Annotated in this window: 19 protein-coding genes; 15 read left to right on the top strand and 4 right to left on the bottom strand. The window is 32.1% G+C overall.

Going from position 1 to position 14,234, the window contains the following annotated elements; genetic code table 11:
- Positions 1 to 39: 39 nt before the first annotated feature.
- Genes N5D90_RS01155 through N5D90_RS01165 form a run of 3 tightly spaced genes read right to left on the bottom strand, consistent with a single transcriptional unit; the run spans position 40 to position 3,645 of the window.
- The gene (locus tag N5D90_RS01155; RefSeq protein ID WP_280061281.1) at positions 40 to 2,082 is read right to left on the bottom strand and encodes a S9 family peptidase; all 2,043 of its coding nucleotides are present in this window, start codon (positions 2,080 to 2,082) and stop codon (positions 40 to 42) included.
- Positions 2,083 to 2,118: 36 nt separating this feature from the next.
- The gene (locus N5D90_RS01160; protein ID WP_280061282.1) at positions 2,119 to 2,880 is read right to left on the bottom strand and encodes a hypothetical protein; all 762 of its coding nucleotides are present in this window, start codon (positions 2,878 to 2,880) and stop codon (positions 2,119 to 2,121) included.
- 6 nt (positions 2,881 to 2,886) lie between these two features.
- On the bottom strand, positions 2,887 to 3,645 hold the full coding sequence (locus N5D90_RS01165) for a hypothetical protein (RefSeq protein ID WP_280061283.1): 759 nt from the start codon (positions 3,643 to 3,645) through the stop codon (positions 2,887 to 2,889).
- Between the two features lie 184 nt (positions 3,646 to 3,829).
- On the opposite strand from N5D90_RS01165, the gene N5D90_RS01170 reads away from it, so the two are divergent.
- Complete coding sequence (locus tag N5D90_RS01170; RefSeq protein WP_038331427.1) at positions 3,830 to 4,582, top strand: SDR family NAD(P)-dependent oxidoreductase; 753 nt, start codon at positions 3,830 to 3,832, stop codon at positions 4,580 to 4,582.
- Between the two features lie 83 nt (positions 4,583 to 4,665).
- Positions 4,666 to 5,322, top strand: coding sequence for a fructose-6-phosphate aldolase (gene fsa, locus N5D90_RS01175; RefSeq protein ID WP_125349844.1), 657 nt, complete (start codon positions 4,666 to 4,668; stop codon positions 5,320 to 5,322).
- A gap of 959 nt (positions 5,323 to 6,281) precedes the next feature.
- On the opposite strand, the gene N5D90_RS01180 is transcribed toward fsa, so the two are convergent.
- On the bottom strand, positions 6,282 to 7,106 hold the full coding sequence (locus N5D90_RS01180) for an XRE family transcriptional regulator (RefSeq protein ID WP_280061284.1): 825 nt from the start codon (positions 7,104 to 7,106) through the stop codon (positions 6,282 to 6,284).
- Positions 7,107 to 7,160: 54 nt separating this feature from the next.
- Between N5D90_RS01180 and N5D90_RS01185 the strand changes: the two genes are divergently transcribed.
- The 13 genes from N5D90_RS01185 (at position 7,161) to N5D90_RS01245 (ending at position 14,234) form a co-directional block, all read left to right on the top strand.
- Positions 7,161 to 7,385: a hypothetical protein gene (locus N5D90_RS01185; protein ID WP_280061285.1), complete on the top strand. Its 225-nt coding sequence runs from the start codon at positions 7,161 to 7,163 to the stop codon at positions 7,383 to 7,385.
- An 84-nt stretch (positions 7,386 to 7,469) separates the two neighbouring features.
- Positions 7,470 to 9,419: a hypothetical protein gene (locus N5D90_RS01190; RefSeq protein ID WP_280061286.1), complete on the top strand. Its 1,950-nt coding sequence runs from the start codon at positions 7,470 to 7,472 to the stop codon at positions 9,417 to 9,419.
- A gap of 56 nt (positions 9,420 to 9,475) precedes the next feature.
- Complete coding sequence (locus tag N5D90_RS01195; protein ID WP_280061287.1) at positions 9,476 to 10,327, top strand: ATP-binding protein; 852 nt, start codon at positions 9,476 to 9,478, stop codon at positions 10,325 to 10,327.
- Entirely contained in the window at positions 10,299 to 10,772 is a 474-nt protein-coding gene (locus N5D90_RS01200; protein WP_280061288.1) for a hypothetical protein, read from the top strand. The genes N5D90_RS01195 and N5D90_RS01200 overlap by 29 nt, the downstream gene beginning before the upstream one ends.
- Complete coding sequence (locus tag N5D90_RS01205) at positions 10,753 to 11,394, top strand: hypothetical protein (protein ID WP_280061289.1); 642 nt, start codon at positions 10,753 to 10,755, stop codon at positions 11,392 to 11,394. The genes N5D90_RS01200 and N5D90_RS01205 overlap by 20 nt, the downstream gene beginning before the upstream one ends.
- An 11-nt stretch (positions 11,395 to 11,405) precedes the next feature.
- Entirely contained in the window at positions 11,406 to 11,759 is a 354-nt protein-coding gene (locus tag N5D90_RS01210) for a hypothetical protein (protein WP_280061290.1), read from the top strand.
- Positions 11,737 to 11,955: a hypothetical protein gene (locus N5D90_RS01215; protein ID WP_280061291.1), complete on the top strand. Its 219-nt coding sequence runs from the start codon at positions 11,737 to 11,739 to the stop codon at positions 11,953 to 11,955. Before N5D90_RS01210 ends, N5D90_RS01215 begins: the two co-directional genes overlap by 23 nt.
- Positions 11,952 to 12,242, top strand: coding sequence for a hypothetical protein (locus N5D90_RS01220; RefSeq protein WP_280061292.1), 291 nt, complete (start codon positions 11,952 to 11,954; stop codon positions 12,240 to 12,242). Before N5D90_RS01215 ends, N5D90_RS01220 begins: the two co-directional genes overlap by 4 nt.
- Positions 12,243 to 12,247: 5 nt before the next feature.
- Complete coding sequence (locus tag N5D90_RS01225) at positions 12,248 to 12,913, top strand: hypothetical protein (RefSeq protein ID WP_280061293.1); 666 nt, start codon at positions 12,248 to 12,250, stop codon at positions 12,911 to 12,913.
- A 109-nt stretch (positions 12,914 to 13,022) separates the two neighbouring features.
- A complete protein-coding gene (locus N5D90_RS01230; RefSeq protein ID WP_280061294.1) occupies positions 13,023 to 13,208 on the top strand; it encodes a hypothetical protein in 186 nt (61 codons plus the stop codon).
- On the top strand, positions 13,208 to 13,399 hold the full coding sequence (locus tag N5D90_RS01235) for a hypothetical protein (protein ID WP_280061295.1): 192 nt from the start codon (positions 13,208 to 13,210) through the stop codon (positions 13,397 to 13,399). Before N5D90_RS01230 ends, N5D90_RS01235 begins: the two co-directional genes overlap by 1 nt.
- Positions 13,396 to 13,824 carry a hypothetical protein gene (locus tag N5D90_RS01240; protein WP_280061296.1) on the top strand — a complete coding sequence of 143 codons (429 nt, stop codon included), beginning with the start codon at positions 13,396 to 13,398 and terminating at the stop codon, positions 13,822 to 13,824. Before N5D90_RS01235 ends, N5D90_RS01240 begins: the two co-directional genes overlap by 4 nt.
- Before the next feature lie 83 nt (positions 13,825 to 13,907).
- Positions 13,908 to 14,234 carry a hypothetical protein gene (locus tag N5D90_RS01245; RefSeq protein ID WP_280061297.1) on the top strand — a complete coding sequence of 109 codons (327 nt, stop codon included), beginning with the start codon at positions 13,908 to 13,910 and terminating at the stop codon, positions 14,232 to 14,234.

A 14,234-nucleotide genomic window follows, 5' to 3' on the forward strand; every position in this document is an offset into this window, starting at 1 on the left:
CAAAAAGCCAACAAATTTGTTGACTTTTTGGTTTGAAATTTATTCTGTAATCCCTTCTAACATAAATAAGAAAGCATCTTCTTTTGCATCTTCTTTCAACGATTCGAATCGACCAGAAGCACCACCGTGTCCTGTATCCATATTCGTATCTAAAAGTAGAATGTTATCATCTGTTTTTAAATCTCTCAACTTTGCTACCCATTTTGCAGGTTCCCAATATTGTACTTGAGAATCGTGTAAACCTGTCGAAACATAAAGGTTTGGATAAGCTTTCGCTTTCACATTATCGTAAGGCGAATACGATTTCATGTAATCGTAATATTCTTTTTCGTTTGGATTTCCCCATTCATCATATTCCCCTGTTGTCAATGGAATAGAATCGTCTAACATTGTTGTTACAACATCCACAAAAGGAACTTGCGCAATTACTCCATTGAATAATGTAGGCTCATAATTAATCACAGCTCCCATCAGCAATCCACCAGCAGAACCTCCCATCGCATACAAATGTTGTGATGACGTGTAATTTTGTTGAATCAAATATTTTGCTGCATCAATATAATCGAAAAATGTATTTTTCTTTTCTAACATTTTTCCATCTTCGTACCATTCGCGACCAAGATATTGACCACCACGAATATGCGCAATTGCATAAATAAAGCCTCTGTCCAAAAGACTTAATCGAACCGAACTAAAATAAGGCTCGATAGTGTAACCATAAGAACCATAAGCGTAAAGTAGAAGAGGAGTATTGGCAGAAAGAGGCGTATCTTTTCGACGAACTAATGAGATTGGAATCATTTCTCCATCGCGCGCTTTTGCCCAAATACGTTCAGAAATATAATTTTCTTTATCAAAATCACCTATAACAACTTGCTCCTTTTTGATTTCGAATGTTTTATCATTCATGTTAAAATCAATCACAGAAGAAGGAGTTGTCAATGATGTATATCCGTAACGTAAAATGTCAGTATCAAAATCTGGATTTGTGCCAACATTTGCTGTATAAGTTTCTTCGTTAAATGGTAAATAATAATCCGTTGAATTATCCCACGCTTTGATATTCATCTGCAATAAACCATTTGTGCGCTCTTCGATAACCAAATAATTTTTGAAAATTTCGAAACCTTCAATCAATGTTTCTTCACGATGAGGAATCACATCAATCCAATTTTCTTGTTCTGTTTTTTCGACAGAAGTTTTCATTAATTTGAAGTTAAACGCATCATCTTTATTGGTTTGAATATAAAATGAATCACCAAAATGTTCGATTGAATATTCTAAATCACGTTCCCTTTCTTGAAAGATTTTAAACGCTGCATCTGGTTGATTAGAAGGAATATATCTAAACTCATCTGAAACAGTACTTGAAGATCCAATAATAATGTAATCTCTTGATTTTGATTTGTAAACAAATGCATTGAACGTATCATCAGTTTCTTCAAAAACTAAGACATCATCTTCTTGTTTTGTCCCTAATTTGTGTTTCCAAATTTGATAAGCACGCAAGGTTTCATCTTTTCTTGTATAAAACAAAGTCTGATTATCAGCGGCCCAAACAGAACCTCCAGTTGTGTTTTCTATTTTATCAGAAAGAATTTCTCCAGTTGTTAAATCTTTGATTTGAATCGTATAAATTCTTCGCGAAACATTGTCAACTCCAAAGGAAACCAATTGATTATTTGGCGCCATCGAAATTCCGCCCAATTGATAATATGAATGACCTTCTGCCATTGTGTTGACATCAAAAAGAATCTCATCAGAATTCTCTAAACTGTCTTTTCGACGTTTGTGAATCGGATATTCTTTCCCTTTTTGATATTCTGTCAAATACCAATAACCATTCAATTTGTAAGGAACAGACGAATCATCTTCTTTGATTCGTGCTTTCATTTCCTCAAAAAGCTTTGTTTGTAATGTTTCCGTTGGTTGTAAAACAGCTTTTGTATAATCGTTTTCTTGGTTCAAATAATCGATAACTTCAGAGTTTTCACGATCATTCAACCAATAATAATTATCGATGCGGATATCTCCGTGTTTTTCTAATTTTTGTTCTATTTTTTTCGCAATAGGTGCTTGCATTTTCTAAAATTTAAGGTGCAAATGTACTATAAAAACTTACTTTGAATAAGTTGTAGTTGACCAAGATTTATCACCTGTTTTATATTCGATGATGATATTATTTCCATTTAAATAACCAATTGTTTGATAATTTCCGTTTTGAGAAATCACTGTGACATGGAAAACATTTTGTTGAGTAGCTGGATAAAATTGTGCAATAACTTTTGAATTTTCTTGATCGATTAATACAAATTCGTTGTTATTTGTACTTGCTGTCGTGTAATTTTTTCCGTTCGATTTGTAAACGTTTTTGTTTTCTACAGTTTTATTTGATTCTTGATTAACGATTTTATTAGTTGTTTCTTTAATGGTTGGAATTTTTGTATTTTCTGTTTTAGTTACAGGTAAATCTATCGCATTTTGTTTTCCCACCTGATTCATAGCAAGTGTTAAAGCTTCTTGATAACCTTTTGTAAAATCTTTTTCTTTTGACGAACCTTCATAAGAGCTAACAACAGCATTATTGCAATCAGTAAAAGTCACTTTTAATTTATTTCTAAACATCACTTTTACTTCCTCAATGTTAGCTTTTGTAGCTAAACATGGATTGATTTGCACATCTAACGGAATAGAATTTTCATTGACTACTTCATAATCTTTTTTTCTCAAAGCGGTTTTTAGTCCGGTATTCAATTGAAAATCGTCTTTCGCAAAATCTTTAAAGAGTTGAGGTACGATAACATATTTGTAATCTGTTACATTTTGTGCTTGAAGTGATGATAAAGCAATAATAAATATACTTGATAAAATAGTTTTCATAGTAGATTATTTAGCAGATAATTTAATTTCTTTCCAAGTATTATTTTCAGAAACCTCGTACGAAATAGTATTTCCACTGATATAACCAACCGAAAAATAATTTGAATTTCCTTTGGTAACAATTACTCTATAAATTCCACTTTTTAGAGTTGGTTTAAATGTTGCAACAACCTGATTTCCGTTTTCCGACATTAACATAAATCCACCATTATGCAGTTCTATTATTTGATACGTAGTTGTTCCGTCCGTTAACAAATTTGTAGTTGCAACTTGTGTTCCTATTGGTTCGGGTATATATGCAGTTGTTGTTTCTGTTTGGGCTTTTTCTAATTTCACCATTGGAACAGAAGCTTTCGCATTTTGAGATTTTAAAGGATTTAAGGCTAATTTTATAGCTTCTTGGTAACCTTTGTCAAACTCTTTTATTTTAGATGTTCCTTCAAATTTTTGAATACTTTTATTAGAACAATCTGTAAAACTTACCTCTAATTTATTATTCAGAAAACTTTTAACTTTTAAAATATCCGCATTCAATGCTAAACAAGGATTTAGAACAACGTCTTCTGGCCAAGTAGATTTATCAGAAGGTAAAACTTCGTATTTTTTCTGCGTTAAAATATATCTTAATCGATTACTTAATTGATATTCATCTTTATCAAAACCCGAAAACTTTTCTGGAATATTGATGTATTTATAATCACTTGTTTCTTGTGCATTTATCGTAGAAAAACTACATAAAAGAATAGCAGCTACTAAATTTTTCATTTAAAAAGTTATTTGTATCAAATATAAAAAATTAGAATTGTTTTTAACCTATATATAATCGATACAAAAATTAATAAAGAATATTTGTTAAAATTGAATGATTTAAAATAATGTTATTTATACTAAATGATTTATTTATCCGATTATAAATGAGTAACTTTATTCAAATTAAAATCATAAAATTATGTCAAGTTTAAAAGATAAAGTTGCAATTGTAACAGGAGCGAGTTCAGGAATTGGAAAAGCAATTGCTGAATTATATGCGAAAGAGGGTGCTAAAGTTGTGGTTTCGGATATTAATGAAGAAGGCGGAAATGAAGTGGTGGAAATCATCAAAAAGAATGGAGGAGAAGCGATATTTTTCAGAGCTGATACTTCTTCGCCAGAAGATAATGAGGCATTGGTAAATAAAACGCTTGAAGTTTATGGAAAACTTGATATTGCTTGTAACAATGCTGGAATTGGAGGGCCTGCTGAGTTAACAGAAAATTATCCGTTAGATGGTTGGAAAAAAGTAATCGATATCAATTTTAATGGTGTTTTTTACGGATGTAAATATCAATTGCAAGCAATGGAAAAGAATGGAGGAGGTTCTATTGTCAATATGGCTTCTATTCACGGGACAGTTGCGGCACCAATGAGTTCGGCTTATACTTCTGCAAAGCATGGAGTTGTAGGTTTGACGAAAAATATTGGAGCTGAATATGGACCAAAAAATATTCGTTGCAATGCAGTTGGACCAGGTTATATTATGACACCTTTGTTGTCGAATAATTTGAGTGCAGATCATTTAGAATTGCTTGTTACAAAACATCCAATGGGTCGTTTGGGGCAGCCAGAAGAAGTTGCGGAGTTAGTTTTATTCTTAAGTTCGGACAAAGCATCCTTTATGACAGGCGGTTATTACCTTGTTGATGGAGGATATACAGCGGTTTAAAATATTTTTGATCGAATCTTTAAGATTAAATGGTTTTCTATAATTTAATCCTTAATTTTGCCTGAACGAAATACAAACAAACAATGAAATTTTTTATCGATACAGCTAACTTAGCTGACATTAAAGAAGCCCAAGATTTAGGAGTTTTAGATGGTGTAACAACAAATCCATCTTTAATGGCAAAAGAAGGAATTACAGGTCAAGAAAATATTTTGAATCACTACAAAGCAATTTGCGAATTAGTTGACGGAGATGTTTCTGCTGAGGTAATTTCTACTGATTTCGAAGGAATGGTAAAAGAAGGTGAAGCTTTAGCAGCATTAAATCCTCAAATCGTAGTTAAAATTCCTATGACGAAAGATGGTGTAAAAGCGTGTAAATACTTTTCTACAAAAGGAATTAGAACTAACGTAACTTTAGTTTTCTCTGTAGGGCAAGCATTATTAGCTGCAAAAGCTGGTGCAACTTACGTTTCTCCATTTATCGGACGTTTAGACGATATTTCGACAGATGGTTTAAACTTAATCGAAGAAATTCGTTTGGTTTATGATAACTATTTGTACGAAACTCAAATTTTAGCCGCTTCAGTTCGTAATACAATGCATATTGTAAACTGTGCAAAAATTGGTGCTGATGTTATGACAGGACCTTTATCATCAATCTTAGGATTGTTAAAACACCCATTAACAGATTCTGGATTAGCACAATTCTTAGCTGATTACGCAAAGGGGAACCAATAATTTGAAATAGAATTTTCTATATATGAGTCGCTTAATTTTAAGCGACTTTTTTTATGAATTTATATTAATGAAAAGCTTTTAATTATCAAGTTGATAAAAATAGTGTTAATAAATAAAAAAAGATGTTTTATTGTGAATAATATAAAATTATTAATTGTAAATTGATAAAAGTATTAGAAACTAAAATATTTCTTATTAGTATGTTAAAAACATTTATTTTATTATCAGTCACGCTTGGTATCCCTTTTTTATTAATCATGTTTCTATATGGAAGCACATTTTTTAAGAAAAATATCAATAATGACTAATAATTTTTTCCATTTACTAAATTAAAAAATCCTTCACTTGTATGAGCGAAGGATTTTTTTATGATGGATTGATAAATGATTATTTTATTACAACTTTTTTGTTGATTTCCATTTGTTTTCCAACAACTTTGATGATATTAAGGGGGATAGAACGAAAAGTATAAATAAATAATAATAAAAAAAGCCTAGAAAACCCGATAAACAAAGGGATTGAAGCAAAAAAGCCCTGTTCTGCAACTTCTAACGAAAAGTATAATTAACTACATTTAACTACCATTAAATTACCCTTTTTAAATCCTTTAAATACCAATTAGCGTAATCTAATTACATAATAACAATAAATACTGCTTGAAACTACTATTATAGCGGTATTATGAAATAGTTAAAGCCTTTTAGATATCTGTTTAAAAGGCTTTTTTGTATAAAATATCTTTGAAATTGAAATATTGATAAACGATACAAAAATAGTTTTTGCAGTTACGGTTGGGGTTACTTTTGGGGTTACTAAATAATGATGAAATATTATTATTAAAAATGCTATAACGCTAAAATTTTAGCATTATAGCATAAAAAAACCTTATTAGCATAGGGATAATCCTATAACAATAAGGTTTTGTATTATTATAATGTATTGAAATTCAGTTTTTTACATTAAAAAGAGCGTTTTATAACATGAAATATTTGTTTTATATCATCTACAGGGTATTTGAATGGTTTACATTCTGGATTTCTTGATGTTAAAACTAATTTTCCATCATTTGTAATTTCTTTAATGTCTTTGTGCCAAATTCCTTGTTTTGACACAATTATAAATCCGTAAGTGGTTTTTCTAAATCCGTCAATCCAAAGTTGGCGATCTATTTCACGTCCAAGTATATCAGCTCCAGAAGGAGTGTCATATCCTCCATTATTCCACATACTGTCGCCTGTAGATTCAAAGCCTAAATAATAACCTCGTCCAATATGATCTACTTTAAAAGTGATAGTTGAAAAGTCTTCTTTTAATTTTACTTCATCAAAATAACTTTCTACATAACTGGCGTATGCAGGGAATGGGATTTTTAAAACTTCAATTCTGATAGTTCCATCTGGGTAAACATGAAATTTATTTCCATGACTATTCGTAAATATTTCTGGTTCTTGACTTGCATCAAATAATTTCACTTCGTCTCCTATATTGTCAGCTATATAACTGGTATTTATTTCATTAACATTATTGTCAATAGGTAGGTTAGAGAAATTGTTATCAATATTATACATAGAGCCATTTCCAGTTATCAACCATTCGGCATTGATATCAGGAAATTTTGCTAAAATTTTAGCAATAACTTCGCCTCCAACTTCACTAAATAAACTTTGGCTTCTGAAATTAGAGCCTGAAACTCCTAATTCTTTATAGAATTTATTCTTTTCAAGTTCTTTTAATTCAATTAATTGTATAATTCTTTGTTTTATTGGTGCTAAAATTTTGTCCATATAATTTGTTAATGATAAAATTTTGTCATTATCTTTGTTCAAAATGTTGGAACAATGAAAACGATAGGCAAACCTACAAAGAAAAAAAACAACTACAATGCTTTAGTAGTTGAAAGATTAATTGAAAAGTACGGAGTTTCAAAGCGTTTTATAACCATGAGTTTAGATGGTGACAGAAAATCAGAGACTTCGGATAGTATTAAAAAAGATTACAAAAAAATGTTAAAAGAAGCAGAAGCTTCTGTGTTAGAGCTAAAAAATAATCTTAAAAGAATATAGTTATGACAATATTTTATCAATCTCAATTTATAGCAATTGAAGATAATCTAAAAGAAATAATCAAATCAATCAACGAAGAGTAATATGTTCGAATACCAACAAAATATTTTATGTGTAGCCAGTAAATGGTTATGGGAAAATGAGATTATCAGTGAAGGCAATTATAAAAAAATGTGTTCTACTGGTAAGATCAAAAAAATATCTGTTGGTGGTAACGGACGTCGTGCATTGGTTGCTTACGAAAGTATTCCTGATCGTTTTAAAACGAAGATTAAAGCTTTAGCTGGTGATCCATACGAACAAGTAAGATATGTAGTGTTAGCAGATTATATCGAGTACGATTTAGAAGCAGAAAAATTCTACAAATCTTATTTGTTGGAAGATGGATCAAATCTACCTGAAGAGAAGCAAAAGGAATACACGCATCAAGCAACAATCTTCAATGCAGTTAATCATGTTGCCACTAATGTGGTTGTGCAACGCAAGTTTGGAGGTAAAACTAAAATGTGGTCTAAAATGTTAGAAGCAATTCAAAATTTACCAACAACATGGTTGCATACGAGATACAAGAATGAATTGTCGTTTAAAAGAGCCTTTAAGAAGTATTTAAACGATGGTTATGAGGCGAATGTCTCAGGGAAGTTCCTAAACACGAATACGGTTAAGATCACAGGAGATATTGCAGACTTTTTATTGGCTCAGTATTGTTTACCGATTAAATATACGGTACCTGAAGTGATGGATGTGTATAATGAAGTTCGTGAGAAAAATGGATGGAAGTCGATAGCCGAGAAAACAATTTTGACTTGGTTAAATAAACCTGAGCAAATGCGCAAATGGTATGCAGCACGTCATGGAAAAGATGCTTACATGAAAAAGTATGGGCATTCTCTTTCCAGAGATCGTTCTGATTTCTTCCCGAATTCTTGGTGGTCGATTGATGGTACTAAGCTGGATTGGGTGCATTACGAGGATAACAAACAGAAAATGGCGGCTTCTATGAAAATTGATGTTGTGTTTGATGTTTACTCAGAGAAAATTATTGGTTGGGATATCGCTTTCACAGAAAATCATGCAGCACACTTTAGAGCAATTAAGCAAGCTGTTAACGTTGCAGGCGCTCGACCGTATTTATTGACGTATGATAATCAATCAGGGCATAAATCGGCTAAAATGCAAGATTTATATGATCGTTTGATGCCTGAAAAAGGAACGCATTACCCACACATGGTTGGTCGTAAAACAGGATCGCCTGCTGAGCAGATTTTTAACCGCCTACAACAACAAGTAATTGGTAAGATGTGGTTCTCTGACAAACAATCGATTAAAGTTCGTAAAGAGGATAATAAACCAAATACTGATTTCTTAATCGAGTTTAAAGGTGCATTACCAACAAAAGAAGAGTTGTGGCAATGGTTTGAGTTAGCGGTTATTCAATGGAATTCAAAATCAAGACGTGATATGACGATTTGTAGAAATGATCTATACGCGGAGGAAGCTCCATTTAGAAGCGAGTTAGACTACATGGATCAAATGAGTTTATTCTGGCTAGATGAATCTAAACCTAAAAAATACTATGGACATGGTATGCCAATGACGGTTGAGGGTAAAGATTATTTATTTGAAGTATATGATGAGAATGGTCAAATCGATATGGAGTTCCGAAGAAATTATGTAGGTGAACAGTTAATCGTTCGCTATGATCCTGAACAATTAGATCAGTATATCGCGCTTTACAAACTGAATGCAAAAAATGAAAAAGTATTTGTGGCGTATGCTGAGAAGAAACGCACTTATCAACAAATACCTGTATTGATGAAAGAACATTCTCGTGATCAGATGCTGAAAGATATTGCAGTACGTGAAGATGAATTCAAACGAGATTTAGCCGAAGCTGAAGCAATTATGAAGCGTGCAGGTGTAACAGTTGAAACAATGATAGAAGATCAAGAAACAGCAATGAAATTCAAAGGACACCTTCCGAAAGAGGAACAAATGCAAGCTGATATAGATGAGTATCACAGAAAGTGGTAAAGCTTTATTTAATCAATGTTTAAACACTATTTAAAGAATAATTAAAAGATATTAAAATGACACAACAAGACAAATTTGTAGTAGTAGAAAATTTAGAGCGTTACATCGCTCAGAAAGGCTCTCAAAATAAAGTTGCTGCCGAAATGCAATCAGTATCAGCAGCAACACTTTCACAAATGAGAAATCATAATTGGGAGAATATAGCTGATGAAATGTGGCGACGTGTATCTGCATTTTTAGGTATTGGAGCTAATGATTGGAAATTTGCAGAAACAAATAATTCGAAAGAATTGATGCGTTTGTTTTCTGATGCGCAAGGATTATCGTTGGTAATGGCAGTTACTGCTAATGCAGGTAGTGGTAAAACTGAAACAGCAAAGTATTATGAAGCTGATAATGCGAATGTTTTTCGATTGAGCTGTAACGAATATTGGGATAAGAAATGGTTTTTGAAAGAATTGCTTTCAAAAATGGGAAAAGAATCAGACGGCATGACGATGCCTGAAATGATGTTGAAAGTTGTTACAACTCTTAAGTCAATTGATAAGCCGTTAATCATTCTTGATGAAGCTGATAAACTTCAAGACAAAGTTCTATTGTTCTTTATTACACTTTACAACGAACTGGAAGATCACGCAGGAATCATGTTGATGGCAACACGCTTTTTAGAAACCCGAATTAAACGTGGGGTTACTGCTCAAAAGAAAGGTTATCGTGAAATCTATTCGAGAATTGGTTTACGATTTATTGAATTAGACCCAACCAGTTATGCAGATGTGAAATCAGTTTGTGAAATAAATGGGGTAACAGATGAACGTGCAATATCAGCTATTTCAAAAGATTGTGATGGGGATATTCGAAGAGTAAAAAGATTAGTAATTGCAAATAAACGAGCAAATGCAGCATAAAGAGTTTCGCTTTCATCCGCTTATTGAAGGTTTAAAAGTAAATGAAGATGGAACAGAGATTTATTTAAATAATGAATTAATCAGACAATATCATAATTCGGATGGAACAATGACTGTTTTCATTAATAAATCGGTAACTACTATGCGATTAGTTTGTGAAGCATGGCACGGGCTTTCTGAGAACAAAGAATATGTTGTTAAAAAAATAGACGAAGAAAAAGGTCAGCATTATTCAAATTTACAATGGAGTAAAAGAGGGCAAGGTATTAATCATAAAAGTAGCAAAAACTTTTGCAAACCAGCTCAGTGGACAAAAAAAGAATTTCTAGAAATAAAAGCTAAACGGATGCAAGGTGAAAATATTCTAGATTTTTTTGAGCGATGTAAAATAAAAAGGCAAACCTATTACATATACAATAAAAAGTATGGCAAAAAAGAAAACTAACCGTGCTTACTCTATATCTAACATCACTACCAAAAAATTCTCGCCATTAAAATTAGAAAACGAGTTCTTTGATTCTTTAGGAAATCCTGATAAAGCATTCTCAGCTATCATTTGGGGTAATTCTAGTAACGGTAAAACGTCTTTTGCGATGCAGTTAGCTAAACACTTGACAAAATTCGGTACAGTGGCTTATAATTCATTAGAAGAAGGTTTAAGCCACACGATGCAGATGACTATTCAACGAACTTTTATGGAAGATTGCGAAAACTCATTCATTCTATTAGATCGCGAACCATTTGACCAGATGATAGAACGAATGAATAAACACAAGTCTCCACAGTTCTTGATAATCGATTCTGTGCAGTATACAAGAATTAATAAAAATCAATACTACCAACTCAAAGAATTGATGCAAGATAAGGGCAAAGGGATTATTTGGGTGAGTCAAGCAAAAGGAAAAGAACCGAAAGGAGCTTTGGCAGACGATATTCGTTATGATGTCGATTTGAAATTATGGATTGAAGGTTATAAAATGTTTCCTTCAGGTCGATTGAATGGAGGAGGGAAACCTTTTACGATTTGGGCTGAAAAAGCCGCTAAATATTGGAAAGAAATCATCTAAAACAAAACACTATGAATTACGAGGTATTACAATTAGAAGTTAAAGCTGCATTACAATTATCAAATATGCAGTATAGAAATGAAATGCGAGTAGCATTTGAAGTATGGGCTTTTAGAACGGCTCAAATTCAATCAGTTTTACTTGAAAAAATAACAAGATGTGATGCAGTATGGAACTGGTATCAGAATGAATATCGAAAGATTGAACATCGATTTTACAACGAAAACAAAGATTTCTTTACTGGCGAATTTGATCCAATGCAACTCTTTCAGGTTTTTAGATGGATGACTGCTGAAATTGAGGACTTCTACCCACAAACATTAATCAATAATCTAAAACACAATGGACAAACAGTATCTAAATAAAAAACAACTTGAAAAGCGAATTGAACGATTAAATAATTGGCTGATTCAAAATCCTAATGATCCAATGGCAGGAACAGCAAAAAATGAAGTCTATTACTATCTCGATCTCATATCAGATTTAAAAGATTCAAGTTCCCTAACCATACAAGATCAGTGTCCAACTCAAATTCATCAACAAATAGGTGTTTTACTATGACAAATGAAAGATTAAATCGAGAACAGTTAGAAATGCTATTGGTTCTTAATTACGATACGAATGCTCAAGAAGTCTTAACGCTCACGGAACGATGTGAAATTCATAAAGCGATACACAGAGGTGCAGATTTAGAACGATCTACCCGAACCAAAATAAAAGCTTTGATCCTAAAAATTAAAGTAAACAATTACAAACCGAAATTTTTCAACTGGGTTGAAAACATCGACAAAGGTGGCTTTGTTCAATTGCCAAACAAATTTAAAGAAACGTGGAATTACTTAAAATAACAAATATGACAACAATAGACATCGAGAAATTATCTCCAGCAGATTTAGAAAAATTACAATCTCAAATCAAAGAAAAGGAAAAAGCTGAGAAGGCAAAAAAGCAACAAGACAAAGATTTGCTTAAAAAATTAGAGAATGATGTGGTTCTATCTGAAGTGCCTTTTTTCATCGATAAACGTGATGATGTGGAGGAACGTTTACTTAATCTTTTCAAACACATAGAACCAGCAATTGAATTAAGAGCTGAAGTGTACGGAAATAAAAAGCGAGAACAAGATTCGCACACATTTACACTTGATGATGGTTCTGCGTCGATAAAAGTTGGTTGGAATGTAAAACCTTCATTCAACGGAACAGAAGGCGAAGGAATTGTAAAAATCAGAGAATATATGTCGAGCCTTGCAGGTGAAACGGAAAACGAAAAGATTTTGATGGAGTTCTTAGAAATCGCATTAAAAACAGATTCTAACGGAAACTACGATCCAAAGAAAGTTCGTGAATTAAATAAAATGCGTGATCGTGCCAACAGCGAATTGTTTTCTGAAGGAATGGATATCATCGATAAAGCTTTGATTGATATTAGAACTTCACGTTTTGCTCGAGGTTACAAAATGGTTGATTTCGGTGAAGGAAATATTAGACGTGTCAACTTTAATTTTTCAATCGATTAATGATAAAAATATTAGAAGCTATAGCAATCATGATAGGGTCATGGTTGCTATTCATAACAGGCTTATTTGTTTATATATACTTTAAAGGAACTAAAAATCACGATTAACTATGCCAAACCAAATCACGCAACTATCAGACAAAGGATATATAGTAAACGGCAAGGCTGTTTATCAATCCGAATCAGGAAAATGGATTCCTGAAGTAAAATTCGAATGGTTTGAGATAACACTATTTAAAAACCATTTAAAGGCTATTCAAAAAGACGTTAAAGTTAAATTTAAAAATATAGAGTAATGACTGTAAAAGAATTAATAGAGAAGCTTCAGAATGTTGATCAAGACAGAGATATTTATTTGGATGATGGATTTTCTTTAAATCTTATTGAAGCTGAGACAGTAGTTGAGGATAATGTAAATCAAATAATTGTTATCAGCCCAAGAGAAGCAGAAAAGGATGATTTATTAGATAATATGCGATTATTATGACAACAATTAACCCAGAACAAATCCAAATCATACAAACGATTTGTAGTGGAAAATTCTCTAACCGTGACGAGCGGTTGGAGTTTTTCTCCGAGTTTCTTTTTAGAGAGGTAAAATCTACAAAAGACCTTTCAAGAAACGAAGCTGACGACGTAATAACTTACTTAACGACTGGTAGAGTTGCAGATTACACTTCTTATGCGCTCTTTGACAAAAACAATCCTCGACACATGAAAATATTATCCTTAGCTCGTGAGCTTGATTGGATAGATGAAAAGACAGGATTTGCAAGTTTAGAACGCTTAGGCGGTTGGTTTAGATCAGCAAGATGTCCAGTACAGGATAAGAAATTAAAGGATATGAATTACGAGGATATCTCGAAAGTCATTAAAGCTTTAGAAAATATGGTAAAATCTAAATGGAAGTAGGATGACAAAAAAAAGAAAAGATTAAGGATGCGTGGGGAGATTACTATTTAGATGTAAAGGAACAGATTGATGAATACGGATTAGTGTCTGAAAAATTTTTAACCAATAATCAATGTAAAATGCTTAATGATGATTTGAGTATTGAGATTTATTCTCCTGATGAAGGTTATTATTTTTATCGTCCAAATTCACTTCAAGGAATCGAAACAAACAATGGTTGGATAAAAATTGAAAGCGAAGATGATTTACCGAAATACATAGTTGATTGCTGGATAATATATAAAGATAAAATATGCCTTTCTTTATATCAAAGCAAGCATTTTGTTTTAAAAAGTGAATTTAGTTTACTCCCTTTTAATTTAATCTCTCACTACCAACCAATCGAAAGACCTAAACCTCCAATTTATTAG

Source organism: Empedobacter sp. GD03797 (assembly GCF_029842105.1).
Classification (GTDB): Bacteria; Bacteroidota; Bacteroidia; order Flavobacteriales; family Weeksellaceae; genus Empedobacter; species Empedobacter falsenii_C.